At 73.5% G+C, this 23,873-nt stretch carries 14 protein-coding genes, 1 tRNA gene and 1 pseudogene; 7 read left to right on the top strand and 9 right to left on the bottom strand.

Annotated elements, in window-relative coordinates:
* Positions 1-199: 199 nt before the first annotated feature.
* The gene (gene rpsA / locus CK485_RS15310) at positions 200-1,693 is read right to left on the bottom strand and encodes a 30S ribosomal protein S1 (protein WP_109450874.1); all 1,494 of its coding nucleotides are present in this window, start codon (positions 1,691-1,693) and stop codon (positions 200-202) included.
* 348 nt (positions 1,694-2,041) lie between these two features.
* Here rpsA and CK485_RS15300 point away from each other — a divergent pair, with 348 nt between their 5' ends.
* Both CK485_RS15300 and hrpB read left to right on the top strand, forming a co-directional pair.
* The gene (locus CK485_RS15300; protein ID WP_109450869.1) at positions 2,042-2,980 is read left to right on the top strand and encodes a class I SAM-dependent methyltransferase; all 939 of its coding nucleotides are present in this window, start codon (positions 2,042-2,044) and stop codon (positions 2,978-2,980) included.
* Positions 2,981-3,038: 58 nt separating this feature from the next.
* Positions 3,039-5,558 carry an ATP-dependent helicase HrpB gene (hrpB, locus tag CK485_RS15295; protein ID WP_109450866.1) on the top strand — a complete coding sequence of 840 codons (2,520 nt, stop codon included), beginning with the start codon at positions 3,039-3,041 and terminating at the stop codon, positions 5,556-5,558.
* 100 nt (positions 5,559-5,658) lie between these two features.
* Here hrpB and CK485_RS15290 read toward each other — a convergent pair whose 3' ends face one another.
* Entirely contained in the window at positions 5,659-6,849 is a 1,191-nt protein-coding gene (locus CK485_RS15290) for a lytic transglycosylase domain-containing protein (RefSeq protein WP_109450862.1), read from the bottom strand.
* A 154-nt stretch (positions 6,850-7,003) separates the two neighbouring features.
* Here CK485_RS15290 and CK485_RS15285 point away from each other — a divergent pair, with 154 nt between their 5' ends.
* A complete protein-coding gene (locus tag CK485_RS15285) occupies positions 7,004-7,837 on the top strand; it encodes a DUF4184 family protein (protein ID WP_109450859.1) in 834 nt (277 codons plus the stop codon).
* Between the two features lie 42 nt (positions 7,838-7,879).
* On the opposite strand, the gene polA is transcribed toward CK485_RS15285, so the two are convergent.
* Positions 7,880-10,615, bottom strand: a complete 2,736-nt coding sequence (polA, locus tag CK485_RS15280) for a DNA polymerase I (RefSeq protein WP_109450857.1) — start codon at positions 10,613-10,615, stop codon at positions 7,880-7,882.
* Positions 10,616-10,940: 325 nt separating this feature from the next.
* Here polA and CK485_RS15275 point away from each other — a divergent pair, with 325 nt between their 5' ends.
* Positions 10,941-13,238 carry an FdhF/YdeP family oxidoreductase gene (locus CK485_RS15275; RefSeq protein ID WP_109450855.1) on the top strand — a complete coding sequence of 766 codons (2,298 nt, stop codon included), beginning with the start codon at positions 10,941-10,943 and terminating at the stop codon, positions 13,236-13,238.
* 176 nt (positions 13,239-13,414) lie between these two features.
* Positions 13,415-13,888, top strand: a complete 474-nt coding sequence (locus CK485_RS15270; RefSeq protein WP_109450852.1) for a hotdog fold thioesterase — start codon at positions 13,415-13,417, stop codon at positions 13,886-13,888.
* A gap of 92 nt (positions 13,889-13,980) precedes the next feature.
* Here the strand turns inward: CK485_RS15270 and CK485_RS15265 are convergent, their stop codons facing one another.
* Complete coding sequence (locus CK485_RS15265; protein ID WP_199239358.1) at positions 13,981-14,679, bottom strand: response regulator; 699 nt, start codon at positions 14,677-14,679, stop codon at positions 13,981-13,983.
* Positions 14,680-14,743: 64 nt separating this feature from the next.
* On the opposite strand from CK485_RS15265, the gene CK485_RS15260 reads away from it, so the two are divergent.
* Together CK485_RS15260 and CK485_RS15255 are read left to right on the top strand one after the other, a co-directional pair.
* Positions 14,744-14,818: transfer RNA gene (locus CK485_RS15260), tRNA-Leu, on the top strand.
* Positions 14,819-14,927: 109 nt separating this feature from the next.
* Positions 14,928-15,682: pseudogene (locus tag CK485_RS15255) on the top strand (helix-turn-helix domain-containing protein).
* Positions 15,683-15,761: 79 nt separating this feature from the next.
* On the opposite strand, the gene pyk reads toward CK485_RS15255, so the two are convergent.
* From pyk to pepN, 5 genes are all read right to left on the bottom strand, one after another.
* On the bottom strand, positions 15,762-17,195 hold the full coding sequence (gene pyk / locus CK485_RS15250; RefSeq protein WP_109450846.1) for a pyruvate kinase: 1,434 nt from the start codon (positions 17,193-17,195) through the stop codon (positions 15,762-15,764).
* Between the two features lie 152 nt (positions 17,196-17,347).
* The gene (locus tag CK485_RS15245) at positions 17,348-18,061 is read right to left on the bottom strand and encodes an SIMPL domain-containing protein (protein WP_109450843.1); all 714 of its coding nucleotides are present in this window, start codon (positions 18,059-18,061) and stop codon (positions 17,348-17,350) included.
* A gap of 37 nt (positions 18,062-18,098) precedes the next feature.
* Complete coding sequence (locus CK485_RS15240; protein ID WP_109450827.1) at positions 18,099-19,550, bottom strand: SidA/IucD/PvdA family monooxygenase; 1,452 nt, start codon at positions 19,548-19,550, stop codon at positions 18,099-18,101.
* Positions 19,550-20,977 carry a pyridoxal-dependent decarboxylase gene (locus CK485_RS15235; RefSeq protein ID WP_109450825.1) on the bottom strand — a complete coding sequence of 476 codons (1,428 nt, stop codon included), beginning with the start codon at positions 20,975-20,977 and terminating at the stop codon, positions 19,550-19,552. The genes CK485_RS15240 and CK485_RS15235 overlap by 1 nt, the downstream gene beginning before the upstream one ends.
* 349 nt (positions 20,978-21,326) lie before the next feature.
* Entirely contained in the window at positions 21,327-23,822 is a 2,496-nt protein-coding gene (gene pepN / locus CK485_RS15230) for an aminopeptidase N (protein WP_109450823.1), read from the bottom strand.
* Between the last annotated feature and the right edge of the window lie 51 nt (positions 23,823-23,873).

The raw sequence follows: 23,873 nt of genomic DNA, 5'->3' as shown, positions 1-23,873 counted from the left end.
GTCCGGTCGCGCATGCCGAGGTCCCCCCCGTCCGTGACGGCACGCCTACCTCACCAACGGCACTCCAGGCACCGACAACGATGTCGTCACGGCGGCACACGACGCCCCGGACGTCCCCGCACGCCAGGCATGCGTAAGGGCCGCCCTCCATGGAGAGCGGCCCTTACGGCACTACCTACGAAACCACCGGGTCAGAGCGTCAGCTCTGGCCGCCCGCGAGCTTCTCGCGGAGCGCGGCCAGCGCCTCGTCCGACGCGAGCGCACCGGAGTTGTCGGCCGACTCCGAGGAGTACGAACCGCCACCGGCGGCCGGGGCCGGAGCGGCGGCGCCACCCTCGGCAGCGGCCTGCTCGTCGGCCTCGCGGGACTTGATGACCTGCGCCTGGTGCTGCTCGAAGCGCTGCTGCGCCTCGGCGTACTGGCGCTCCCACTCCTCGCGCTGCTTCTCGTAACCGGGCAGCCAGTCGTTGGCCTCCGGGTCGAAGCCCTCGGGGTAGATGTAGTTGCCCTGGTCGTCGTAGGACGCGGCCATGCCGTAGAGCGTCGGGTCGAACTCGACCGAGGCCGGGTCGGCGCCGAAGGACTCGTTGGCCTGCTTCAGCGAGAGGCTGATGCGGCGGCGCTCCAGGTCGATGTCGATGACCTTGACGAAGATCTCGTCGTTGACCTGGACGACCTGCTCCGGGATCTCCACGTGGCGCTCGGCCAGCTCGGAGATGTGGACCAGGCCCTCGATGCCCTCGTCCACGCGGACGAACGCGCCGAACGGCACGAGCTTGGTGACCTTGCCCGGGACGACCTGACCGATCTGGTGGGTGCGGGCGAACTGCTGCCACGGGTCTTCCTGGGTCGCCTTGAGCGACAGGGAGACGCGCTCGCGGTCCATGTCGACGTCCAGGACCTCGACCGTGACCTCCTGGCCGACCTCGACGACCTCGGAGGGGTGGTCGATGTGCTTCCAGGACAGCTCGGAGACGTGCACCAGACCGTCGACGCCGCCCAGGTCCACGAAGGCACCGAAGTTGACGATCGAGGAGACGACGCCGGAGCGCACCTGGCCCTTCTGCAGGGTGGTGAGGAAGGTCTGACGGACCTCGCTCTGGGTCTGCTCCAGCCAGGCACGGCGGGACAGGACCACGTTGTTGCGGTTCTTGTCCAGCTCGATGATCTTGGCCTCGAGCTCCTTGCCGACGTACGGCTGGAGGTCGCGGACGCGGCGCATCTCGACCAGGGAGGCCGGGAGGAAGCCGCGCAGGCCGATGTCGAGGATGAGGCCGCCCTTGACGACCTCGATGACGGTACCGGTGACGATGCCGTCCTCTTCCTTGATCTTCTCGATCGTGCCCCAGGCACGCTCGTACTGAGCGCGCTTCTTGGACAGGATCAGGCGACCCTCCTTGTCCTCCTTCTGAAGGACAAGGGCCTCGATCTCGTCACCGACGGCCACGACCTCGTTGGGGTCGACGTCGTGCTTGATCGACAGCTCACGGGAGGGAATGACGCCTTCGGTCTTGTAACCGATGTCGAGCAGGACCTCGTCCCGGTCGACCTTCACGATGACGCCGTCGACGATGTCGCCGTCGTTGAAGTACTTGATCGTCTCGTCGATCGCGGCGAGGAAGGCTTCCTCGGAACCGATGTCGTTGACCGCCACCTGCGGGGTGGTACGAGGGGCCTCGGTGCTGCTCGTCATTAGGGAAAGGACTCCGGTACGGACAGTAAGTCGTAGGTACTGCTACGCCGGGAGCCCGTATCGCTTCTGCCGATTCCGGACAGCTTCGAGGCGGTGGATCCGGGATGCCGCGAACGACACCGGATTCGCCTCAACAACCGAGGGTCTGCAACAGACGCGAGCGCAGCCTGCTCCGTCCGAGGTGCGCAGGCCCGCAGCGCAACTTGTAGCATACGGGGGCGGCCGTGGTCGGTCAATGCGCGAAGAGCGCACCAGTGACCCAACGGGACGCAACGCCCCAAAAACGGCGCGGCCCGAGCCGCACGCGGGTCCGCCTCACGCCGACACGAGAGTACGACGACTGCCGCGATGATCCAAGACTCACCGGGCGCCACGCCGCCGGAACCCGCCGGATTCGCGCAACGGGGCGGCCACGACGCGTACGAACACGAAGAGGACGACGGCGCCACGGGCGTCCTCCGTGACGTCGGAGAGCCCGACGACGCCGATGACGCCGAGGCCACCCGGCGCACGGTGGACGTCGCCGAGAGCAGCCGGGCCAGCCGGGGCTGGTGGGACCGGAACGCCGACGAGTACCAGAGCGAGCACGGCGCCTTCCTGGGCGACGACCGCTTCGTGTGGGGTCCCGAGGGCCTGGACGAGGCCGACGCGGCGCTGCTCGGACCCGCGACGGCACTGGCCGGCGCCCGGGTGCTGGAGATCGGCTGCGGGGCCGCGCAGTGCTCCCGCTGGCTCGCCGGACGCGGCGCCCGCCCGGTGGCGCTCGACCTGTCGCACCGCCAGCTCCAGCACGCCCTGCGCATCGACGACGGCCGGCCAGGCTTCCCGCTGGTCCAGGCGGACGCCGGGACGCTGCCCTTCGCCGACGGCTCCTTCGACCTGGCCTGCTCGGCGTACGGAGGGGTGCCGTTCGTGGCCGATTCCGCCCGGGTGATGCGGGAGGTCCACCGGGTGCTGCGGTCCGGCGGGCGCTGGGTCTTCTCCGTCACGCACCCGGTGCGCTGGGCCTTCCCCGACGAGCCGGGGCCCGAGGGCCTGACGGTGTCGGCGTCCTACTTCGACCGCACCCCTTACGTGGAGCAGGACGAGGCGGGCCGCGCGGTCTACGTCGAGCACCACCGCACCCTGGGCGACCGGGTCCGGGAGATCGCGGCGGCGGGCTTCCGGCTGGCCGACCTCGTGGAGCCCGAGTGGCCGCACTGGAACAGCCAGGAGTGGGGCGGCTGGTCGCCGCTGCGCGGCGCGCTGATCCCGGGGACGGCGGTCTTCGTGTGCGTACGGGACTGAGAGGGACGGGCGTTCCCGGGGTGACGCCGACGCGCGGGCGCGGTTCGGGGGTGACGGGGTGAGCGGGATCCGGCCGGAGGGGCTGCGGCTTCCCGTCGGCGACGCGCTGCCCGCGCTGCTGGCGGCGCTCCGGAGCCACGGCGGGGCGGTGCTGGCCGCGCCGCCGGGGACCGGCAAGACGACGCTGGTGCCGCTGGCGCTGGCCGGGCTGACGGACAGCGGCGGGCCGGTGCGCCGGGTGCTGGTCGCCGAACCGCGCCGGATGGCGGTGCGGGCGGCGGCGCGGCGGATGGCGTGGCTGCTGGGCGAGGCGACCGGGGAGACGGTCGGCTTCACGGTGCGCGGCGAGCGCAGGGTGTCGCGGCGCACCGCCGTCGAGGTCGTCACCACCGGCGTGCTGCTCCAGCGGCTGGGCCGCGACCCCGAACTGCCCGGCGTGGACGCGGTCCTGCTGGACGAGTGCCACGAACGCCACCTGGACGCGGACACCTCGATGGCGTTCCTGCTGGACGTACGCGCGACGCTGCGGCCCGACCTGTGGCTGCTGGCCGCCTCGGCGACGTCGGACACCGGGGCGTGGGCCGCGCTGATGGGCGGCGTGCCGGTGGTCGAGGCGCGGGACGTCACGCATGCGGTGGAGGTGGTGTGGGCACCCCCGGGGCGTCCCGTGCGCCCGCCGCACGGCACCCGGGTCGATCCGGCGCTGCTGGACCACGTGGCCTCAGTCGTACGGCGCGCGCTGCGCGAACGGGACGGCGACGTGCTGTGCTTCCTGCCGGGGGTCGGCGAGATCGCCCGGGTCGCACGGCTGCTGGGCGACCTCGGTGACACCGAGGTCCTCCAGCTGCACGGCCGCGCCCCGGCCGCGGTGCAGGACGCCGCGCTGGCGCCGGGCGCGCGGCGCAGGGTCCTGCTGGCGACCGCGGTCGCCGAGTCCAGCCTGACGGTGCCGGGTGTGCGCGTGGTGGTCGACGCGGGCCTGGCCCGCGAACCGCGCACCGACCACGCGCGGGGCCTGAGTTCCCTGGCGACGGTGCCGGTGTCGCGGGCCGCGGCCGACCAGCGCGCCGGACGCGCCGGGCGGGAGGGGCCCGGCACGGTCTACCGCTGCTGGTCGCAGGCGCAGCACACGCGGGCGCCGCGGCGTCCCTCGCCGGAGATCGCGGTGGCCGACCTGGCCGCGTTCGCGCTGGACGCCGCCTGCTGGGGCGACCCGGACGCGGCAGGGCTGGCGCTGCTGGACCGTCCCCCTGCCGGGGCGATGGCGGCGGCCCGCGAGACGTTGCGCGCGGTGGACGCCGTGGCGGCGGACGGCCGCGCCACGCAGCGCGGTGCGCGGATGTCCCGGCTGGGCCTGCACCCGCGGCTCGCGCGGGCCCTGCTGGACGCCGCGCCGGTGGTGGGCGCGGCCCGGGCCGCCGAGGCGGTGGCGTTGCTGAGCGAGGAGCCGCCCCGGGAGTACGGGGTGGACCTGGCGGCGGCCTGGCGCACCGCCCGCGGGGGCGGCGACGGGTACCCGGCGCGGTGGCGGGCGGAGGTGCGGCGGCTGCGCTCCCTGGCGGACGAGCACGTGCCGGGCGCCGGCTCCCCCGAGGGGCTCACCGACGACGCCGCTCTCGGCGTGGTCGTGGCGCTGGCCTTCCCCGAGCGGGTCGCGCGGCGACGCGGCGCCGGCTACCTGATGGTGTCCGGGACCGCCGCAGAGGTGGGTGACGGGCCGGGGGGCGGACTGGGCGGCGCGGAGTGGATCGCGGTGGCCGTGGCCGACCGGCCCGCCTCAGCCGCCTGCGCGCGGGTGCGGTCCGCGGCCGTCGTCGACGAGGCGACCGCTCGCACCGCCGCGGCGTCGCTGCTGTCCTCGTACGACGAGGTGGCCTGGGTGGACGGTGACGTGGTGGCCCGGAGCGTGACCCGGCTGGGCGCGGTCGAGCTGGCGTCGCGCCCGCTGCCCTCCCCCGCGCCCGAGGCGGTGCGGGCCGCCGTGCTGGACGGCCTGCGCCGTCAGGGCCCGGGGCTGCTGCGGTGGAGCCGGGACGCGGTGGCGCTGCGGCAGCGGATGGCGTTCCTGCGCGAAGTGCTGGGCGAGCCGTGGCCCGAGGTGTCGGACGATGCGCTGCTCGCCCGGGCCGACGAGTGGCTGGGCCCCGAGCTGGCCACGGCCCGCCGCCGCGCCGACCTCGAACGAGTGGACGCGGGCGCGGCGTTGACGCGACTGCTGCCCTGGGCGAGCGGCGAGGCGGCCCGCTTCGACGAGCTGGCGCCGGAGCGGATCACCGTACCGAGCGGCTCGCGCGTCCGCGTGGACTACGAGGGCCCGCAGCCCGTACTGGCGGTCAAACTCCAGGAGTTGTTCGGCCTGAGCCAGTCGCCGCGGATCGCGGACGGGCGCGTACCGCTGCTGGTGCACCTGCTCTCGCCCGCCGGACGTCCCGCCGCCGTCACCGCCGACCTGGCGTCGTTCTGGGCCAGCGGCTACCAGGCGGTCCGGGCCGAACTGCGCGGCCGGTATCCGCGGCACCCGTGGCCGCAGGACCCGACGACGGCCCGGGCGACGGGCCGTACGAACACCAGGCGCTAGGCGTCCGGCCGGCTCCAGGCGTCGGGCCGCCTCGCGAGCGCGTCCGGGCCCGCGCCGGCGTGCGGTGCGGGTCCGGACGGATCCCGGAGGCGAGGCGGCGTCAGCCGCGCGACGGGCTCGGGGTCGGCGTGCAGGTGCCGCTGGGCGACGGGCTCGGGCTGCCGGACGGCGACGGCGACGCCGAGGAACTGCCGGACGGCGAGGGAGACGGCGAGCCCGAGGCCGAACCGCTCGGCGAGGGCGAAGGCGACGGCGAGGCCGATCCGCTGCCGGAGGGCGACGGGGACGGCGAGCCACTGGCGCACGTACCGGTGGGCGACGGCTTCGGCTTGGGCGACTTCGTCGGGGCGGGCCCGATGCTGCCGCTGGCGGACGCGGTCGGCCGCGGGCTGCGGCTCGGGGACGGCGAGTGCCCGGGCGCGGCGCCGTGCGAGGGCGACGCGGACGGGGAGGGGGTCGCGGACGGCAGCAGCCCGGGGCCGGAACCCGCGCCGCCTCTCGGGTCGTCCGGGATCTCGTGCGTGCCGTCGCGGAAGTACTGGAACCACGACATGACGCTGGCGAGGTAGGCGTCGGAGTGGTTGTAGCCCAGGATCGCCTTCTCCACGCCCGCGGTGGTGGTCAGGTCGCCGCCGACCGCGCACAGGTAGTCGCCCGCGGCCAGCGCCGCGTCGAAGACGTTGTTGGGGTCCTTCTTGCCGTCGTGGTTGCCGTCCGCGCCCCAGCTCTCCCACGTCGACGGGATGAACTGCATCGGTCCGACCGCCCGGTCGTAGCGCGCGTCGCCGTCGTAGCGGCCGCCGTCGGTGTCCGGGATCAGCGCGAAGCCGTTGCCGTCCAGTTCGGGACCGTAGATCGGGCGCAGCGTGGTGCCCTGCGCGTCCACGTCGCCGTTGTCGGCTTGGCCGGACTCCACCTGGCCGATGCCCGCGAGCAGTTGCCAGGGCAGCCCGCACCCCGGCTCGGTCCCGCGCAGTGTCGCCTCGGCGTTCTTGTACGCGGCGAGTACCGTCGCGGGGATGCCGGCGCCGCCCGGCGTGACGATGACACCGGTGCCCGGCTGGGTGCCCGGGCTGCCGGGCTTGGTCGGGGAGTTGAGCGGAGGCAGGTCGGTGATGTACGGGGCGGAACCGCCGTCGATCCCGGTACCGGGGGGCGAGACGGCCGAGGTGTGCGTCACGCCGGCCGCCAGGCCGGGCGCCTGCGAGGCGGTGAGCGCCGCCATCGCCATCGCCGCGACCGCGGTGCCCGCGGCCCCCTTGCGTACCCGTCGGCCGAACCGCACAGCCATACGCCGATCCCCTCCGTACCCCGTCGTCTCCTCGGGCGCTGCCCCCGCGCAGCACCGGAACGGACCCTACGTCAACTCGGGAACGTGTTCCACAGTCCGTACCCGGGACAACACGGAACAACAGCGTGAACACGGCGAGAACAGGACCAGGACGATGCCCTTCACCTTCAGCCACCCCGCCGCCGTACTGCCCGCGCTGCGTGCCACCGGCGACGGGACCGTCGGCGGGCGCGGCCTGTTCACGGTCGCGGGGCTGGTCGCCGGTTCGCTCGCGCCCGACGTGCCGTTCTTCCTGGACTCGGTGCTGCCGGGCACGTACGGATTCGGCCGGATCACGCACCGTCCGGCGGGCGTCCCGACCCTCGACCCGCTCATCGCGGCGGCGCTGGCGGGCGGTTGGGCGGCGGCGCGCGCGCCGCTGGCCGCACTGCTGCCGCCCGGAACGCGGCTGCTGCCCGGAACGCTTCCGCTGCCGCACGCCGGGCGGGGGCCGGGGAGCGACGCGGCCCGTTTCTGGCTGTCGGCGACGGTGGGCGCCGCGACGCACGTGGGGTGGGACGCGTTCACGCACGGGGGGCGGTGGGGGGTGCGGCGCTTCCCGGTGCTGCGGCGCGAGGTGGCCGGTGTACCTCTGCACCACTGGGCGCAGTACGGGAGTTCCGCGGCCGGGCTCGCCGCGCTGGCGGTCTGGTCCCGCCGCGCGCTGCGGGACGCGCCACGGCAGACGGAAGCGGCGCGGACCGCAGGGCGGCGCGGAACCGGTGTGGGCGCGCGGCGCGTCGCGGTCGCGGGGCTCGCCGGCTGCGCGGCGGCGGGCGCGGTGCTGCGGTGCGCACGGGACCGGCCGCGCGGCCTGTCGTCCCTGATCGCGTCGGCGACCTTCGGCGCGGGAGCGGCAACGGCCGTGGCGGCGGGCGCGTACGCGGGAGGAGTCAGGGCGTGGTGGGCGGTGCGGGCCCGGTGCGTCCCGGTGCCCAGGCGTGCGTGAGGGGGCCGCCTCGCAGGCGGCCCCCTCACCTCCCGCGCGGGGTCAGTGCGCGGCCGACTCCCAGTCGCCGCCCGAGCCCACCGACACGTCCAGCGGCGCCCGCAGCGGGTAAGCCGCCGTCATCTCGTCGCGCACCAGCGTCTCGACCTGCTCGCGCTCGCCGGGCGCCACCTCCAGCACGATTTCGTCGTGCACCTGGAGCAGAGTGCGCGAACGCAGGCCCGCCTCCGTCAGCGCCGCGTCCACCCGGAGCATCGCCAGCTTCACGATGTCGGCCGCCGAGCCCTGGATGGGCGCGTTGAGCGCCATCCGCTCGGCCATCTCGCGGCGCTGCCGGTTGTCGCTGTTGAGGTCGGGCAGATAGCGCCGCCGCCCGAGCAGCGTCTCGGTGTAGCCGGTGACGCGGGCCTCCTCCACCACGCGGTGCAGATAGTCCCGGACCCCGCCGAACCGCTCGAAGTAGGTGTCCATCAGCCCCCGCGCCTCGTCCGCGCCGATGCCCAGCTGCTGCGACAGGCCGAACGCGGACAGCCCGTAGGCCAGCCCGTACGACATCGCCTTGATCTTGCGCCGCATCTCCGCGTCGACCGCGTCCTTCGGCACGTCGAACACGTACGAGCCCACCGTGGTGTGCAGGTCCTCGCCGGAGGTGAACGCGGCGATCAGGCCCTCGTCCTCCGACAGGTGCGCCATCACCCGCAGTTCGATCTGACTGTAGTCCGCCGTCAGCAGCGACTCGTAGCCCTCGCCGACGACGAAGCCGCGGCGGATCGCCCGGCCCTCGTCCGTGCGCACCGGGATGTTCTGCAGGTTGGGTTCGGTGGACGACAGGCGGCCGGTGGCGGCGACCGTCTGGTTGAACGTGGTGTGGATACGTCCGTCCGGCGCGATGGTCTTGATCAGGCCCTCGACCGTGGAGCGCAGCCGCGCCTGCTCGCGGTGGCGCAGCATGATCACCGGCAGCTCGTGGTCGGTCTGCTGGGCGAGCCAGGCCAGCGCGTCGGCGTCCGTGGTGTAACCGGTCTTGGTCTTCTTGGTTTTGGGCAGCCCCAGCTCCCCGAAGAAGACCTCCTGGAGCTGCTTGGGCGAGCCGAGGTTGAACTCGTGGCCGACCGCCGCGTGCGCCTCCTTCACCGCCTGCTGCACCGCGTCGGCGAACTGCCGCTCCAGCCGCTCCAGATGATCGCGGTCGGCCGCGATGCCGTGCCGCTCCATACGGGCCAGCAGCGCCGAGGTCGGCAGCTCCACGTCACGCAGCAGACCCAGCGCGCCGTCCTGCTCCAGCCTGCCGGCGAACACCTCGGCCAGATCCGCCACCGCGCGCGCCTGGGCCATCAGCTTCTCCGCCTCGGCGCCGTCCTCCACGCCGAACGCCAGCTGACCGCCGCCCTCCTCGGCATGCTCCAGCTCCCGCCCGAGGTACTCCACCGACAGCGCGTCCAGCGCGAAGGAACGGCGGCCCGGCTTGATCAGGTACGCGGCCAGCGCCGTGTCCATCGCCACCCCGCCGACGCTCCAGCCGTGCTCGGCGAAGACCCGCATCGCGCCCTTGGCGTCGTGCATCACCTTCGGGCGCTCGGCGTCGGCGATCCAGGCGGCGAACGCCTTCTCGTCCTCCTCCACCAGGTGCGCCGGGTCGAACCAGGCGGCCGGGCCGTCCGCGGTGGCCAGCGCGACCTCCGTCACCGTGCCCGCGCCCAGCGCCCAGGAGTCCACCGTGGCCACGCCCAGCGTGCCCGTGCCGTGCTCGGCGAGCCAGGCCGACAGCTCACCCGCGCCCAGCACCCGTCCGTCGATCTCGACCCCGGCGGCGATCTGCGCCTGCCCGTCCTGCTCCGCGCCGGGATCGGCCGCGTACAGCCGCTCGCGGAAGTTCGGGTGGCGGAACTCCAGCGCGTCGAGCACCACGTCCAGCGCGGGCCGGTCGTACGGCTCGCGGGCCAGGCCCTCGGGACCCACCGGCAGCTCGACGTCGCGCACCATCTCGGTCAGGCGGCGGTTGAGCTTGACCGCCTCCAGGTGGTCCCGGAAGCTCTGCCCGGCCTTGCCCTTGACCTCCTCGGCCCGCTCCACCAGCTGCGCGAACGAACCGAACTGGGTGATCCACTTCGCGGCGGTCTTCTCGCCCACGCCCGGAATGCCCGGCAGGTTGTCCGACGGGTCGCCGCGCAGCGCCGCGAAGTCCGGGTACTGCGCGGGGGTCAGCCCGTAGCGCTCCTCGACCTTCTGCGGGGTGTAGCGCGTCAGCTCCGAGACGCCCTTGGTCGGGTACAGCACCGTGACGTGCTCGGTGACCAGCTGGAACGCGTCGCGGTCACCGGTGACGATCAGCACCTCGAACCCGGCGGCCTCCGCCTGGGTGGCGAGGGTGGCGATGACGTCGTCAGCCTCGAAGCCCTCGATCGCGAAGCGCCGCACCCGCATCGCGTCCAGCAGCTCGCCGATCAGCTCCACCTGGCTGCGGAACTCGTCCGGCGTGGCGGAACGCGTCGCCTTGTACTCCGGGTACTCGTCGAAGCGCCAGGTCTTGCGGGACACGTCGAACGCGACCGCCAGGTGCGTCGGCGACTCGTCACGCAACGTGTTCGACAGCATCGAGGTGAAGCCGTAGATCGCGTTGGTCGGCTGGCCGGTGGCGGTGTTGAAGTTCTCCACCGGCAACGCGTAGAACGCGCGGTAGGCCAGGGAGTGCCCGTCCAGCAGGAGCAGGCGAGGCCGGTCCGCCTTCCGCGTGGTGCCGGTCGCCGCTGTCGTCGTCTTCGATGCCTTCTGTGCCACGTCCCCGATCCTCCCACGGACCACTGACACTCCCGTCCGGCGCGGCGCGGGTCGGAACGCGAACCGGGGCGCGGCCCCGGTTCGGCCGGGGGTTGGGCCCCGGTCCGCGCCGGGGGCGGGGCGAGGCGCGGACCCGGGCGGGCTGGGACACGGACCCGGGCGGGCCGAGGCATGAACTCGGGCGGGCCGTGGCACGGACCCGGGCGGGCCGAGGCATGGCCCCGGGGTGCGGTGAAGTTATCCACAGGCCCCTGGCGCCGCCGCGCCGACGTGGGAGGATCGACGCGGACAGGGACGGAAAGCAGCACGACGGAGGGACACGGCGATGGCGACGAAGCCACCCGCAGGGGACCCGGTACAGGACGCGCCCGAGGTGACCGCGCCGCAGCACGCCGCGGCGGGACTGCCCGCGGTCGGCCACTCCCTGCGCATCGCGACCCGGCAGATGGGCGTCAAGCGCACCGCCCTGACCCTCCTGAAGGTCAACCAGAAGGACGGCTTCGACTGCCCCGGCTGCGCCTGGCCCGAGCCCGACCACCGCCACCGCGCCGAGTTCTGCGAGAACGGCGCCAAGGCGGTCGCCGAGGAAGCCACCCTGCGCCGCGTCACCCCCGCGTTCTTCGCCCGCCACCCGGTCTCCGACCTGGCCCGGCGCAGCGGCTACTGGCTCGGCCAGCAGGGCCGCCTCACCCAGCCGATGTACCTCGCCGAAGGCGCCGACCACTACGAACCGGTCCCCTGGGAGCGCGCCTTCGAGATCGTCGCCGACGAACTGCGCGCCCTGGACTCCCCCGACGAGGCCCTCTTCTACACCTCCGGCCGCACCAGCAACGAGGCCGCCTTCCTCTACCAGCTCTTCGCCCGCGAGTTCGGCACCAACAACCTGCCGGACTGCTCCAACATGTGCCACGAGTCGTCCGGCTCCGCGCTCACCGAGACCCTCGGCGTCGGCAAGGGCAGCGTCCTGCTCGAAGACCTCTACCGGGCCGACCTGATCATCGTCGCGGGCCAGAACCCCGGCACCAACCACCCCCGCATGCTCTCCGCACTGGAGAAGGCCAAAGCCGGCGGCGCCCGCATCGTCAGCGTCAACCCGCTGCCCGAAGCAGGACTCGAACGGTTCAAGAACCCCCAGACCCCCAAGGGCCTCGCGGGCGGCGGCACCCCGCTGACCGACCTGTTCCTCCAGATCCGCCTCGGCGGCGACCAGGCACTCTTCCGCCTGCTCAACCGGCTGCTGCTCGAAGCCGAGGACCGCGCCCCCGGCACCGTGCTCGACACCGCGTTCATCGACGAACACACCCACGGATACGAGGAGTTCGCCGCCGCCGCGCGGGCCGCCGACTGGGACGAGACGCTGCGCGCCACCGGCCTGGACCGCCGCGACATCGAGCGGCTGCTCGCCATGGTGCTCCAGGCGCGCAGCGTCGTGGTCTGCTGGGCGATGGGCCTCACCCAGCACAAGCACTCCGTGCCCACCATCCGCGAGGTCGTCAACTTCCTGCTGCTGCGCGGCAACGTGGGCCGCCCCGGCGCCGGCGTCTGCCCCGTCCGCGGCCACAGCAACGTCCAGGGCGACCGCACCATGGGCATCTTCGAACGGCCCGCGGCCGCCTTCCTCGACGCGCTGGAGAAGGAGTTCGGCTTCGCACCACCCCGCGAGCACGGCTACGACGTGGTCCGCGCCATCGAGGCGATGCGCGACGGCGACGCCAAGGTGTTCTTCGCCATGGGCGGCAACTTCGTCTCCGCCTCCCCCGACACCGACGTCACCGAGGCCGCGATGCGCCGCGCCCGGCTCACCGTCCACGTCTCCACCAAGCTCAACCGCTCCCACGTGGTCACCGGCGCCCGCGCGCTGATCCTGCCCACCCTCGGCCGCACCGAAAGGGACCAGCAGGCGGGCGGCGAGCAGTTCGTCACCGTCGAGGACTCCATGGGCATGGTGCACGCCTCGCGCGGCGGCCTCGAGCCCGCGAGCCCGCACCTGCTGTCCGAGCCCGCCATCATCTGCCGCCTGGCCCGCGCAGTCCTGGGACCGGACAGCGTCGTGCCCTGGGAGGAGTTCGAGGCCGACTACGACCGGGTGCGCGACCGCATCGAGCGGGTCGTCCCCGGCTTCGACGACTTCAACACCCGGGTGCGCGCCCCCGGCGGCTTCGCCCTTCCGCACGGCCCGCGCGACAACCGCACCTTCCCCACCGCCACCGGCAAGGCCAACTTCACCGCTGCGCCCGTCGAGTACCCCGAGGTGCCGGAAGGCCGTCTGCTGCTCCAGACGCTGCGCTCGCACGACCAGTACAACACCACCATCTACGGCCTCGACGACCGCTATCGCGGGGTCAAGGGCGGCCGCCGGGTCGTTCTGCTCCACCCCGACGACGCAGCCGCCCACGGCCTCGCGGACGGCGCGTACACCGACCTGGTGGGCGAGTGGGCGGACGGCGTGGAACGACGCGCCGAGGGCTTCCGCGTCGTGCACTACCCGACCCCCCGGGGCTGCGCCGCCGCCTACTACCCGGAGACCAACGTGCTGGTCCCCCTCGACCACACCGCCGACACCAGCAACACGCCGGCGTCGAAGTCGGTGGTGATACGCCTGGAGCCGGCGCGCGAGGCGTAGCCGCCCCCGGCTCCCGGCGGCGGGTACGCGACGGCTGCGCGGCCTGGTACGTGACGGCTACACGCACGTGACGCAGAACACCGGGTGGTGATCGTCTGGCGACGGCCGACTCCTGATAGGACGGTGGCAGTTCCCGGCCGAGGATGACCGGGCGAGGAGGATCGGAGCCGACCCCCATGGGCGAGCAGGCCACAACCAAGTTCCCGCCGGACGTCGTCGAGGAGTACGCCGGACTCGGCATCGACCTGCCCGCGCTCTTCTCGGCGGGCGACCTCGGCGAGCGGATGGGCGTGAAGGTCACCGAGGCCTCCGCCGAGCGCGTCGTGGGCACCATGCCGGTCGAGGGCAACACCCAGCCGTACGGCCTGCTGCACGGCGGGGCCTCCGCCGTGCTCGCCGAGACCCTCGGCTCGGTCGGCGCGATGCTGCACGGCGGACCGCACAAGATCGCGGTCGGCGTCGACCTCAACTGCACCCACCACCGGGGCCTGCGCTCCGGCCTGGTCACCGGCGTCGCCACGCCGGTCCACCGGGGCCGCTCCAGCGCCACCTACGAGATCGTGATCTCCGACGAGCAGGACCGCAGGGTGTGTTCGGCCCGGCTGACCTGCATGCTGCGCCCGGTCGCGCCCGGAGGTCAGACCGCCTGAGCCAGGGGGCCGCCGTCTCCGGGCCCGCACGCCGAACGCCCGCGCCGATCCCGACGCGGGCGTTCGTGGTTTCCGGGGTCCCGGCGGGCGGGTCAGCCGGCGGCGCCGCCGACCTCGTCGATCACGGCCTGGGCCACGGCCTGCATCGACATCCGGCGGTCCATCGAGGTCTTCTGGATCCAGCGGAACGCGGCCGGCTCGCTCAGCCCGTACTTGGTCTGCAGCGCGCTCTTGGCGCGGTCCACCAGCTTGCGGGTCTCCAGGCGCAGCGAGAGGTCGGCGATCTCGGCTTCCAGGGCGCGCAGTTCGGTGAAGCGGGAGACGGCCATCTCGATGGCCGGGACCAGGTCGCTCTTGCTGAACGGCTTGACCAGGTAGGCCATCGCCCCGGCCTCGCGGGCGCGGTCGACCAGCTCGCGCTGGGAGAAGGCGGTCAGCATCAGGACGGGCGCGATGCGGTCGTTGGCGATGCGCTCGGCGGCGGAGATGCCGTCGAGGACGGGCATCTTCACATCCAGGATGACCAGGTCGGGGCGGTGCTCCTCGGCGAGCTCGACAGCCCGCTGCCCGTCGCCCGCCTCGCCCACGACCGAGTAGCCCTCCTCCTCCAGCATCTCCTTCAGGTCGAGCCGGATCAGGGCCTCGTCCTCGGCGATGACGACGCGGGTGGTGTGCGGCGGCACGTGGTCGCCTCCGGCGGCGGCCGTCTCCTCCGCAGCGGCGGTAGCGAACTCGTCGGGGGCGTCAGCGGCGCTCACTGGGCTCCTCGTTTCGGGGTGGGGTGCATGCATGAGCCTACCTACGTCCTGTAGGTTTGAGTCACGGCGGGTATCCGCTATCCTTCATTTCGAAGGAGCCCCGGTAGCCCAACTGGCAGCAGGCAATGGATTCAAAACCCATACAGTGTCGGTTCGAATCCGACCCGGGGCACTTTACCTTTATTTCCAAGGTTCACTCGCTTTAAGTGGTTTTCACCGATCAGGGTGAACAATCCTTCGATCTCTGTACACGGTCCGTCACGCCCGACAGAGTCGATCACATGTACGACATCGCGCTGCGACGGCATGCGCTGTCCCTCCTCTCCCAGGGCCGCAGCCTCAGTTCCGTCAGCCGGGAGACCGGGGTCTCGCGATCCGCGGTGCGCGCCTGGCGGGCCCGCGTCGAGCCACTGCGACGGCTGCGCGAGTGCGATCCGTGCGCGGGCCGACCGCGTCGACTCGGTCCCGAGTACGCCTACTTGCTGGGGCTCTACCTCGGTGACGGATGCCTGAGCGCCCATCCACGACCGGCGGCCACTATCTGCGCATCGCCTGCGCCGACGCCTGGCCGGGCCTGATCGACGCTTGTGAGCGCGCGGCTCGCGCGGTGCGCCCCGGGGTGTCCGTGAGCCGCGTGCCGTGCACCGGCCATGTGAGCGTCGTCAGCCACGACCGGCACCGGCCCTGCCTGTTCCCCCAGCACGGCCCGGGAATGAAGCACGAGCGGCCGATCACCCTCGAATCGTGGCAGCGGGAAATCGTGGCCGCCCACCCGTGGGAATTCCTGCGCGGCCTCATCCACTCCGACGGCTGCCGCACCACCAACTGGACGGAGCGTGTGGTGGGCGGCGAGCGCAGGCGATATGAATACCCGCGCTACTTCTTCACCAACAAGTCGGCGGACATCCGGCGGTTGTGCACCGACACCATGGACGCGGTGGGTGTGCGGTGGCGGCGGGCCGGACCGTACAACATATCCGTCGCCCGTCGTTCCTCCGTCGCGTTGATGGACGCGCGCGTCGGGGCCAAGTGGTGAGGCGCGCACAACGCGCGCCACGCCCGCCAGCCACCGCGCCCAACCGACCCCCGTCCGCTCAACGCCTCGCCCGCGCCGCCTACTTGGGCGCGTCGTCCTCGCCGATGTGGTGGACTCGGACCATGTTCGTCGTGCCGGGGATGCCGGGCGGGGAGCCCGCCGTGATGACGACGACGTCGCCCCGCTTGCAGCGGCCGATGCGCAGCAGATGCTCGTCGACCTGGTCGACCATCTCGTCCGTGGTCTGCACGACCGGCCCGAGGAACGTCTCGACGCCCCACGTCAGGCTCAGTTGCGAGCGGGTCGCCTCCTCGGGGGTGAACGCGAGGACCGGGATGGGCGAGCGGTAGCGGGACAGGCGCCGGGCGGTGTCGCCGCTCTGGGTGAAGGCGACGAGGAACTTCGCGCCGAGGAAGTCGCCCATCTCGGCCGCCGCGCGGGCCACCGCGCCCCCCTGGGTGCGCGGCTTGCTGCGTTCGGTGAGCGGCGGCAGCCCGCCGGCGAGCATGTCCTCCTCGGCGGCCGCGACGATCCGTCCCATCGTCTTGACGGTCTCGACGGGGTACTTGCCGACGCTGGTCTCCCCCGACAGCATGACCGCGTCGGCGCCGTCCATGACCGCGTTGGCGACGTCGGACGCCTCGGCGCGGGTGGGGCGCGAGGTCTCGATCATCGAGTCGAGCATCTGGGTGGCGACGATGGCGGGCTTGGCGTTGCGCCTGGCGAGCTTGACGGCGCGCTTCTGCACCAACGGCACGGTCTCCAGGGGCATTTCGACGCCCAGGTCGCCGCGCGCGACCATGATGCCGTCGAACGCGGCGACGATCTCCTCGATGCGTTCGACCGCCTGCGGCTTCTCGATCTTGGCGATGACCGGGACGCGGCGGCCCTCCTCCTCCATGATCCGCAGCACGTCGTCCATGTCCTGGCCGGAGCGCACGAAGGAGAGCGCGATGATGTCGGCTCCGGCGCGCAGGCCCCAGCGCAGGTCCTCGACGTCCTTGGTGGACAGCGCGGGCACGGAGACGGCGACGCCGGGGAGGTTGAGGCCCTTGTTGTCGGAGACGAGGCCGCCCTCGATGACCATGGTGTGGACGCGGGGGCCCTCGACGTCGGTGACCTCCAGGGTGACCCGGCCGTCGTCGACGAGGATGCGCTCGCCGCGGCTGACGTCGGTGGCGAGGCCCTTGTAGGTGGTGCCGCACATCAGGTGGTCGCCGTCGACGTCGTCCATGGTGATGGTGAACTCGTCGCCGCGTTCAAGGAGTACCGGTCCTCCGGCGAAGCGGCCCAGCCGGATCTTCGGGCCTTGAAGGTCGACGAGGACGCCGACGCTGCGCCCGGTCTCCTCGGCGGCCTTGCGCACGCGTCGGTAGCGTTCCTCGTGGTCGGCGTGCGAACCGTGGCTGAGGTTGAGTCTCGCCACGTCCATGCCCGACTCGACCAGGGCCTTGATCTGGTCGTACGAGTCGGTTGCGGGCCCAAGGGTGCAGACGATCTTCGCTCGGCGCATACTGTCGAGCCTACGACCTACCGCCGGGTAGGGAGCCGGTTGCCGGGGAAGGGCGAACGACCGCTGCGTTAAAGGTTGTTGACCGGCATACGTACATCTTCCGACGACACGCCGCTCCGGTGACCCGTGATCTCAGGTGAGCCGGAGGGCGCTCATCCGCGAAGGTCGGGTGGCGTCATGGTGAACACCGCGGTGACCTGCGCGTGAACGGTCTGCGTCCGCGGTACGAGGTCGAGTTCGGCCGGTTCGCCGGAAGGGGCGCCGCCCGGTGCGGGCGCCGCGGCGCCGAAGGCACGGGCGCGATGGACGACGCCGGTGTCGAGCCCTTCGTCGGCGAGTTCCAGCAGGGCGACGAGCTGGGCGCCGAGGGCGTCGGCGTACTCCCGGGCGCGTCGCACGGCGTCGCGGACCGCCTGGGTGCGCGCGTCGCGGTGCGCGGGCGAGTCGGGGCGCAGCGACCACCAGGGCCCGTCGAGCCGGGTGAGGTCGAGGGCGGCGAGCCGGGCGGCGAGCCGGCCGAGGTCGGTGAAGTCGGTGAGGGTGGCGGTGAGCCGGGCGTGGCCGTGGTGGGCGCGGACGCGTTCGCCGCGGCCCTTGGCGAGTTCGGGGGCGACGACCAGGGCGCCGCTCTCGGTCTTCTCCACGGCGGGCTCGTGGGTGCGCAGCAGGTCGAGGACGGCGTTGTGGCGGCGGGTCAGGTCGTCCAGGGTGGCCTGGCGGTCGGTGCCGCGGGCGGTGACGGTGATGTCGAGGCGGGCGATTTCGGGGGCGGTCTCCAGGCGGGCCTCGCCGCGCACGGAGACGTGGGGGGCGGCGGGAGTGCCGTGCGGGGTGGCGGTCGCTGCGGTGGGCGGCTCGGTGGTCATGCGCTCACTGTGCCAGGCCCGGCAACGCCCTGGTGTGTCACGCGGGTTGGTGGCAGGGCGGGCTGCCCGCGGGGCCGCGTTGGGCGCCGAGCCGGACCGGGCGGTGGCCGGGGTCGCGGTCGGGGCTCAGGCCGAAGGTGGTGAAGGCGGTGCGGCGTGGGAGCGGGTAGGTGTCGTGGTCCAGCAGGGAGTTGAGGATGACGGCGGAGCGCCAGGCGCCCAGGCCGAGGTCGGGGGTGCCGACGCCGTGGGTGTGGGAGGCGGCGTTGTGCACGTGGACGGCGCCGCGCACCGAGGGGTCGAGGACGAGGCGGTGGTCGGCGTCGACGCGGGGGCGGCCGCGCGAGTCGCGGCGCAGGTAGGGGTCGAGGGCGGCGAGCAGGGGTTCCATGGGGCGTTCGCGGTAGCCGGTGGCGAGGACGACGGCGTCGGTGGTGAGGCGGGTGCGGGTGCCCTGCTGGGTGTGCTCCAGGTGGAGTTCGACGCGGGCGGCGCCGAGGCGTCCGGCGGTGCGGACGGCGACGCCGGGGGTGATGGTGACGTCGGGCCAGTGGGGCGCGCCGGCCGGGTCGGCGGTCAGGGCGCGCTGGTAGAGCTCTTCCTGGATGGCGGCGATGGTGTCGGCGTCGATGCCCTTGTACAGCTGCCACTGCTGGGGCAGGAGGCGGTCGCGGACGGGTTCGGGGAGGTGGTGGAAGTAGCGGGTGTAGTCGGGGGTGAAGTGTTCGAGGCCGAGTTTGCTGTATTCCATGGGGGCGATGGACTCGGTGCGGGCGATCCAGGCGAGTCCTTCGTGTCCCGCGGGGCGGTTGCGCAGCAGGTCGAGGAAGACCTCTGCGCCGGACTGCCCCGCGCCGACGACGGTGACGTGGGGTGCGGCCAGCAGCCGGTCGCGGTGGCCGAGGTAGTCGGCGGAGTGGAGTACGGCGACGCCGGGGGTCTCGGCGAGGGGGCGCAGGCGTTCGGGGACGTGGGGGACGGTGCCGATGCCGATGGCGAGGTTGCGGGCTCTCGCGCGGCCCGCCCTACCGGTGCCGTCGGCGGTGAGCCGGGTGAAGTCGACGTCGAACTCGGCGCGTTCGGGGTTCCAGCGCACGGCGTCGACGCGGTGGCCGAAGTGGCAGCCGGGCAGGGCGTCGGCGGCCCAGCGGCAGTAGGCGTCGTACTCGGTGCGCGGGATGTGGAAGCGCTCGGCGAAGTAGAAGGGGAAGAGGCGTTCGCGGCTCTTGAGGTAGGACAGGAACGACCAGGGGCTGGCGGGTTCGACGAGGGTCACCAGGTCGGCGAGGAAGGGGACTTGGAGGGTGGCGCCGGGGATGAGGAGTCCGGGGTGCCAGTGGAAGGCGGGCCGCTGGTCGAGGAAGGCCGTGCGCAGGGCGGGGACACCGTCGGCGAGTGCGGCGAGGCTGAGGTTGAACGGGCCGATGCCGACGCCGAGCAGGTCGAACGGTTCGGCGGTGTCGGGTGTCGCGTCGCGGTCCGTGCTCATCAGGGGGTGTGTCCTTCCGGGGTGGCACCGGCGACGCGGTCGAGGAGGGCGGTCAGGTCGGCGTCGGTGGTGGCGGGGTTGAGCAGGGTGGCCTTGAGCCACAGGCGTCCCGCGGCGTGGGCGCGGCCCAGGACGGCGGTGCCCTCGGTCATCAGCCGTCGCCGGGTCGCGGCGACGGCGGCGTTGTCGGCGTCCTTGGGGCGGAACAGCACGGTGCTGGTGACGGGGTGGGCGTACAGGGTCAGCGCGGGGTGGGCGTCGACGAGTTCGGCGAGGCGCTGGGCGTGGTCGCAGACGCGGTCCACGAGCCGCCCGAGTCCTTCGCGGCCGAGGGCGCGCAGGGTGACGGCGATCTTGAGGACGTCGGCGCGGCGGGTGGTGCGCAGGGAGCGGCCGAGCAGGTCGGGAAGGCCGGCGTCGGTGTCGTCGGCGGCGTTGAGGTAGTGGGCTTCGTGGTGCAGGGGGCGCAGCGCGGTGGTGTCGGGGACGGCGAGCAGGCCGGCGGCGATCGGTTGCCAGCCGAGTTTGTGCAGATCGAGGCTGACGGAGCTGGCGGACTGCACTCCGGTGAGCAGGGCGCGGCGGTGGCGACTGAACAGCAGGGGTCCGGCGTAGGCGGCGTCGATGTGCAGTTCGGCGTGGTGGGCCGCGGCGGTCTCGGCGAGGGCGGTCAGCGGGTCGATGGCGCCGGTGTCGGTGGTGCCGGCGGTGGCGACGAGCAGGGCGGGTCCGCGCAGCGTGCCGAGGGCGACGTGGGCGTCGACGGGGTCGAGGGTGCCGGTGGGGGTGGGCAGCACGGTGGGTTCCGGCAGGCCGAGCAGCCAGGTGGCGCGGTGCACGCTGTGGTGGGCGGCGGCGCCGCAGACGACGTGGACGCTGCGGGCTCCGGCGGCGCGGGCGCGTTCCCTGGCGAGCAGCAGGGCGAGTTGGTTGGCCTCGGTGCCGCCGGTGGTGACGAGGGCGTCGGGTTGCGGCAGGTCGGGGTAGACCAGGGCGGCGAGCGCGGCGGTGGTGTCGGCTTCGAGGGTGGTGGCGGCGGGGGCCTGGTCCCAGGAGTCGAGGGAGGCGTTGAGGGCGCTCGCGGCGAGATCGGCGGCGACGGCGACGGCCAGTGGCGGGCAGTGCAGGTGGGCGGCGCACAGGGGTTCCGCGGGGTCTGCGGCGCCTTCGGCGACGGCGCGTACGACGGTGCGCAGTGCTTCGTGGGGGCCGGCGCCGAGGGCGGGGATGCCCGGGGGCACGGCCTGGCGCAGCCGGTCGGCGACGCGCTCGGGGCCGCCGGGCGGGAGGGGGCCGCGCCGGGCGGTGGCGCCGTCGGTGAGGGCGGCCAGGACGGTGTCGAGCAGCGGGCCGAGTGCCTGGGCGCCGTCGGCTCCTCCGGCGAGCGCGGGCAGGTCGGGCGGACCGTCGTCGTGCGTCGTCGGCATGGGTCACGGCCGCCCTTCGTCCCGCCGAACGCCGCGGTGCGGCGACGGAGCCCTGCCGGGGGTGCCCGCTGGTGTCATGGGCTCCTCCTGGCCTGGGCGCGTGCTGGTCCGCAGGGCACAACGACGCCGGGCCGGTAGGGGTATCGCCTGGATCGCGCGGAAGCTACCGATTGGGCCAGGAATCTTGGCGTATCGGGGGTGTTGGGGCGCGCGGCGGCTCGAACGCCGGGGCCGACGCGCGCCCTCTCCACAACGGCAGGAGCCGCCGCGCGCCCACCCCCCTCGACGACCGGAACCGCCGCGCGCCCCTCGACGCAAGCCGCCGCGCGCCCCCTCGACGAAGGCCCCCTCACGCCTCCCGTACGCGGATCGCCCGGGCCAGGTCGTCCAGGCAGTCGGTGAGGCCGCGGCGGAACGCGGGGGTGAGGTCGTCGCGGTCGAGGTGGGCGCGGCCGGTGGCGAGCACGGCGGGCTCCGCGGCGTGGCCGGGGAAGCCGTGGCGGGTGAGGGCGGCCGCGATGGCGGGGCCGCGCCGGGTGGCGCTCGCGGCGGCGGCGTCGAACCAGCGGGGGACGAACTCCTCCAGCAGCGCGTGCTGTTCGGGCTGCCACACTCCGGTGGCGAGGGCGACGGTGAGGTTGTTGGTGGTGGTGTCGTCCTCGAACAGGGCGTGCCAGGCGGCGAGTTTGGCCTGTTCGTCGGGGAGCGCGGCGCGGCAGGTGGCGGCGGACTCGTGTCCGGTGGAGCTGGGGTCGCGGTCGAGTTCGGCGGCGATGCGCGCCTCGTCGGCGAGGCCCAGCGCGCTCAGCCGTGCCAGGGCCCGCCAGCGCAGTTCGGGGTCGAGGGTGAGGCCGCCGGGGGCTCGGCCGGTGCGCAGCCAGTCGTCGAGTTCGGCTGCGCGTTCGCCGGGGGTGGCGCTGGTGATGAGGGAGCGCAGGGCGGTGAGCCGAAGGCCCGGGTCGCCGGCCGTTCCCAGCAGGCGGCGGGCGACGCGGGCGATGAGGTCCAGGGCGTCGTCGCGTCGTGCGGGGGCGAGGTAGGTGTCGGCGAGGACGGTGCGGGCGAAGGTCAGGACGCCGCTGACGACGGAGACGTCCGTCTCCAGGGGCAGGTGGGCGTCGACCAGGTCGAGGTAGGCGGCGGGCGGGAGTTCGGCGTCGCGCACGAGGTCGCGGGCGGTGGTCCACAGCAGGGCGCGGTCGAGCGGGTCGGGGACGGCGGACAGCGACTCGGTGACGGTGGTCCACGAGCCGGGGTCGAGGCGGACCTTGGCGTACGTGAGGTCACCCGCGTTGGGCAGCACGAGCGCCGGACGGGGGCCGGAGCCGGTGAGGACGGGGGCGCCGGGCAGGTCGAGCCCGTCCGTCCCGCGCGGTACGAGGGTGCCGTCCTCGGCGCGGTCGTGCAGGGCGACGGCCAGGTGGTGCGGCCGGGAGCCGTCCCGCTCCAGTCGCAGCCGCCAGCCGTCGCCGCCTGTCTCCTCGACGTGGGCGGTGAGGGTGTCGACGCCGGTGGTGCGCAGCCAGCGTTCCGCCCAGTCGCGGACGTCGCGGTCGGTGGCGGCGCGGGCGAGGGATTCGGTGAAGTCGGCGAGGGTGGCGTTGCCGAAGCGGTGGCGGGTGATGTGGTCGTTGACGCCGGCGAGGAAGGTCTTCTCGCCGAGCCAGGCGACGAGTTGGCGGATCGCGGAGGCGCCCTTGGCGTAGGAGATGCCGTCGAAGTTGCCGAGCGCGGAGGCGGTGTCGCCCACGTCCTCGGCGCGGGGGGCGACGGGGTGGGTGCTGGGCCGCTGGTCGGCGTCGTAGCCCCAGCTCTTGCGGGTGACGGCGAACGCGGTCCAGGACCCGGTGAAGCGGGTGACCTCGCTGATCACCTGGAAGCCCATGTACTCGGCGAAGGACTCGTTGAGCCAGATGTCGTCCCACCAGCGCAGGGTGACCAGGTCGCCGAACCACATGTGGGCCATCTCGTGGGCGACGACCATGGCGCGCGACTGGCGTTCGGCGTCGGTGACGGCGGAGCGGAAGACGAACTCGTCGCGGAAGGTGACCAGTCCGGGGTTCTCCATCGCGCCGGCGTTGAACTCGGGGACGAACGCCTGGTCGTAGGAGTCGAACGGGTAGGGCTCGTCGAAGACGCGGGCGTAGTGGTCGTAGGAGCGGCGGGTGATGTCGAAGAGTTCCTCGGCGTCGCGGTCGAGGTGTTCGGCGAGGGAGCGGCGGCAGTGCAGGCCGAAGGGGAGTCCGGCGTGTTCGGTGTGCACGCTGTGGTACGGCCCGGCGGCGAAGGCGATCAGGTAGGTGCTGAGCGGCGGGGTGGTGGCGAAGGTGAAGCGGCCCTCGTGTTCCGGGTCGCGGTGGGCGACGCCGTTGCCGAGCGCGCTCCAGCCGGGCGGGACGGTGACGGTGAGGTCGAAGACCGCCTTGAGGTCGGGCTGGTCGAAGCAGGCGAAGATGCGCTGGGTGTCCTCCAGGAAGCACTGGGAGTAGACGTAGGTCTCGCCGTCGGCCGGGTCGGTGAAGCGGTGGGCGCCCTCGCCGGTGCGCGAGTAGCGCATGTCGGCCTCGACGAGCAGTTCGTTGTCCGCGGCGAGGCCGGTGAGCGGCAGGCGGTTGCCGTCGAGCGCGGCGGGGTCGAGTTCGCGGCCGTTGAGCACGACGCGCAGCAGGGCGGCGGGCTTGACCTGGACGAACGTCGCCGCGCCCGGCTCCGCGGCGGAGAAGGTGACGCGGGTGGTGGAACGGAACGTTTCGTCGCCCCCGGTGAGGTCGAGGTCGATCGCGTAGCGGTGGACGGTCAGCAGGCGGGCCCGGGTCTCGGCCTCGGCGCGGGTGAGTGGCGACATGCGCTCATGCTGCCCCACACCCGCGGCCCGGCCAACGCCCTTTCCCGCTCC

The sequence above is a fragment of the Streptomyces sp. ICBB 8177 genome, assembly GCF_003144095.1.
Taxonomy (GTDB): Bacteria; Actinomycetota; Actinomycetes; order Streptomycetales; family Streptomycetaceae; genus Streptantibioticus_D.
The sequence above is the reverse complement of the archived record's forward strand: the minus strand, read 5'-3'. Positions and strand labels throughout refer to the sequence as shown.

Coding starts and splice junctions, on each gene's coding strand:
- rpsA (WP_109450874.1), bottom strand. CDS start 1,693: ATGACGAGCAGCACCGAGGCCCCTCGTACCACCCCGCAGGTGGCGGTC.
- CK485_RS15300 (WP_109450869.1), top strand. CDS start 2,042: ATGATCCAAGACTCACCGGGCGCCACGCCGCCGGAACCCGCCGGATTC.
- CK485_RS15290 (WP_109450862.1), bottom strand. CDS start 6,849: ATGGCTGTGCGGTTCGGCCGACGGGTACGCAAGGGGGCCGCGGGCACC.
- CK485_RS15285 (WP_109450859.1), top strand. CDS start 7,004: ATGCCCTTCACCTTCAGCCACCCCGCCGCCGTACTGCCCGCGCTGCGT.
- CK485_RS15275 (WP_109450855.1), top strand. CDS start 10,941: ATGGCGACGAAGCCACCCGCAGGGGACCCGGTACAGGACGCGCCCGAG.
- CK485_RS15270 (WP_109450852.1), top strand. CDS start 13,415: ATGGGCGAGCAGGCCACAACCAAGTTCCCGCCGGACGTCGTCGAGGAG.
- CK485_RS15265 (WP_199239358.1), bottom strand. CDS start 14,679: ATGCATGCACCCCACCCCGAAACGAGGAGCCCAGTGAGCGCCGCTGAC.
- pyk (WP_109450846.1), bottom strand. CDS start 17,195: ATGCGCCGAGCGAAGATCGTCTGCACCCTTGGGCCCGCAACCGACTCG.
- CK485_RS15245 (WP_109450843.1), bottom strand. CDS start 18,061: ATGACCACCGAGCCGCCCACCGCAGCGACCGCCACCCCGCACGGCACT.
- CK485_RS15240 (WP_109450827.1), bottom strand. CDS start 19,550: ATGAGCACGGACCGCGACGCGACACCCGACACCGCCGAACCGTTCGAC.
- CK485_RS15235 (WP_109450825.1), bottom strand. CDS start 20,977: ATGCCGACGACGCACGACGACGGTCCGCCCGACCTGCCCGCGCTCGCC.
- pepN (WP_109450823.1), bottom strand. CDS start 23,822: ATGTCGCCACTCACCCGCGCCGAGGCCGAGACCCGGGCCCGCCTGCTG.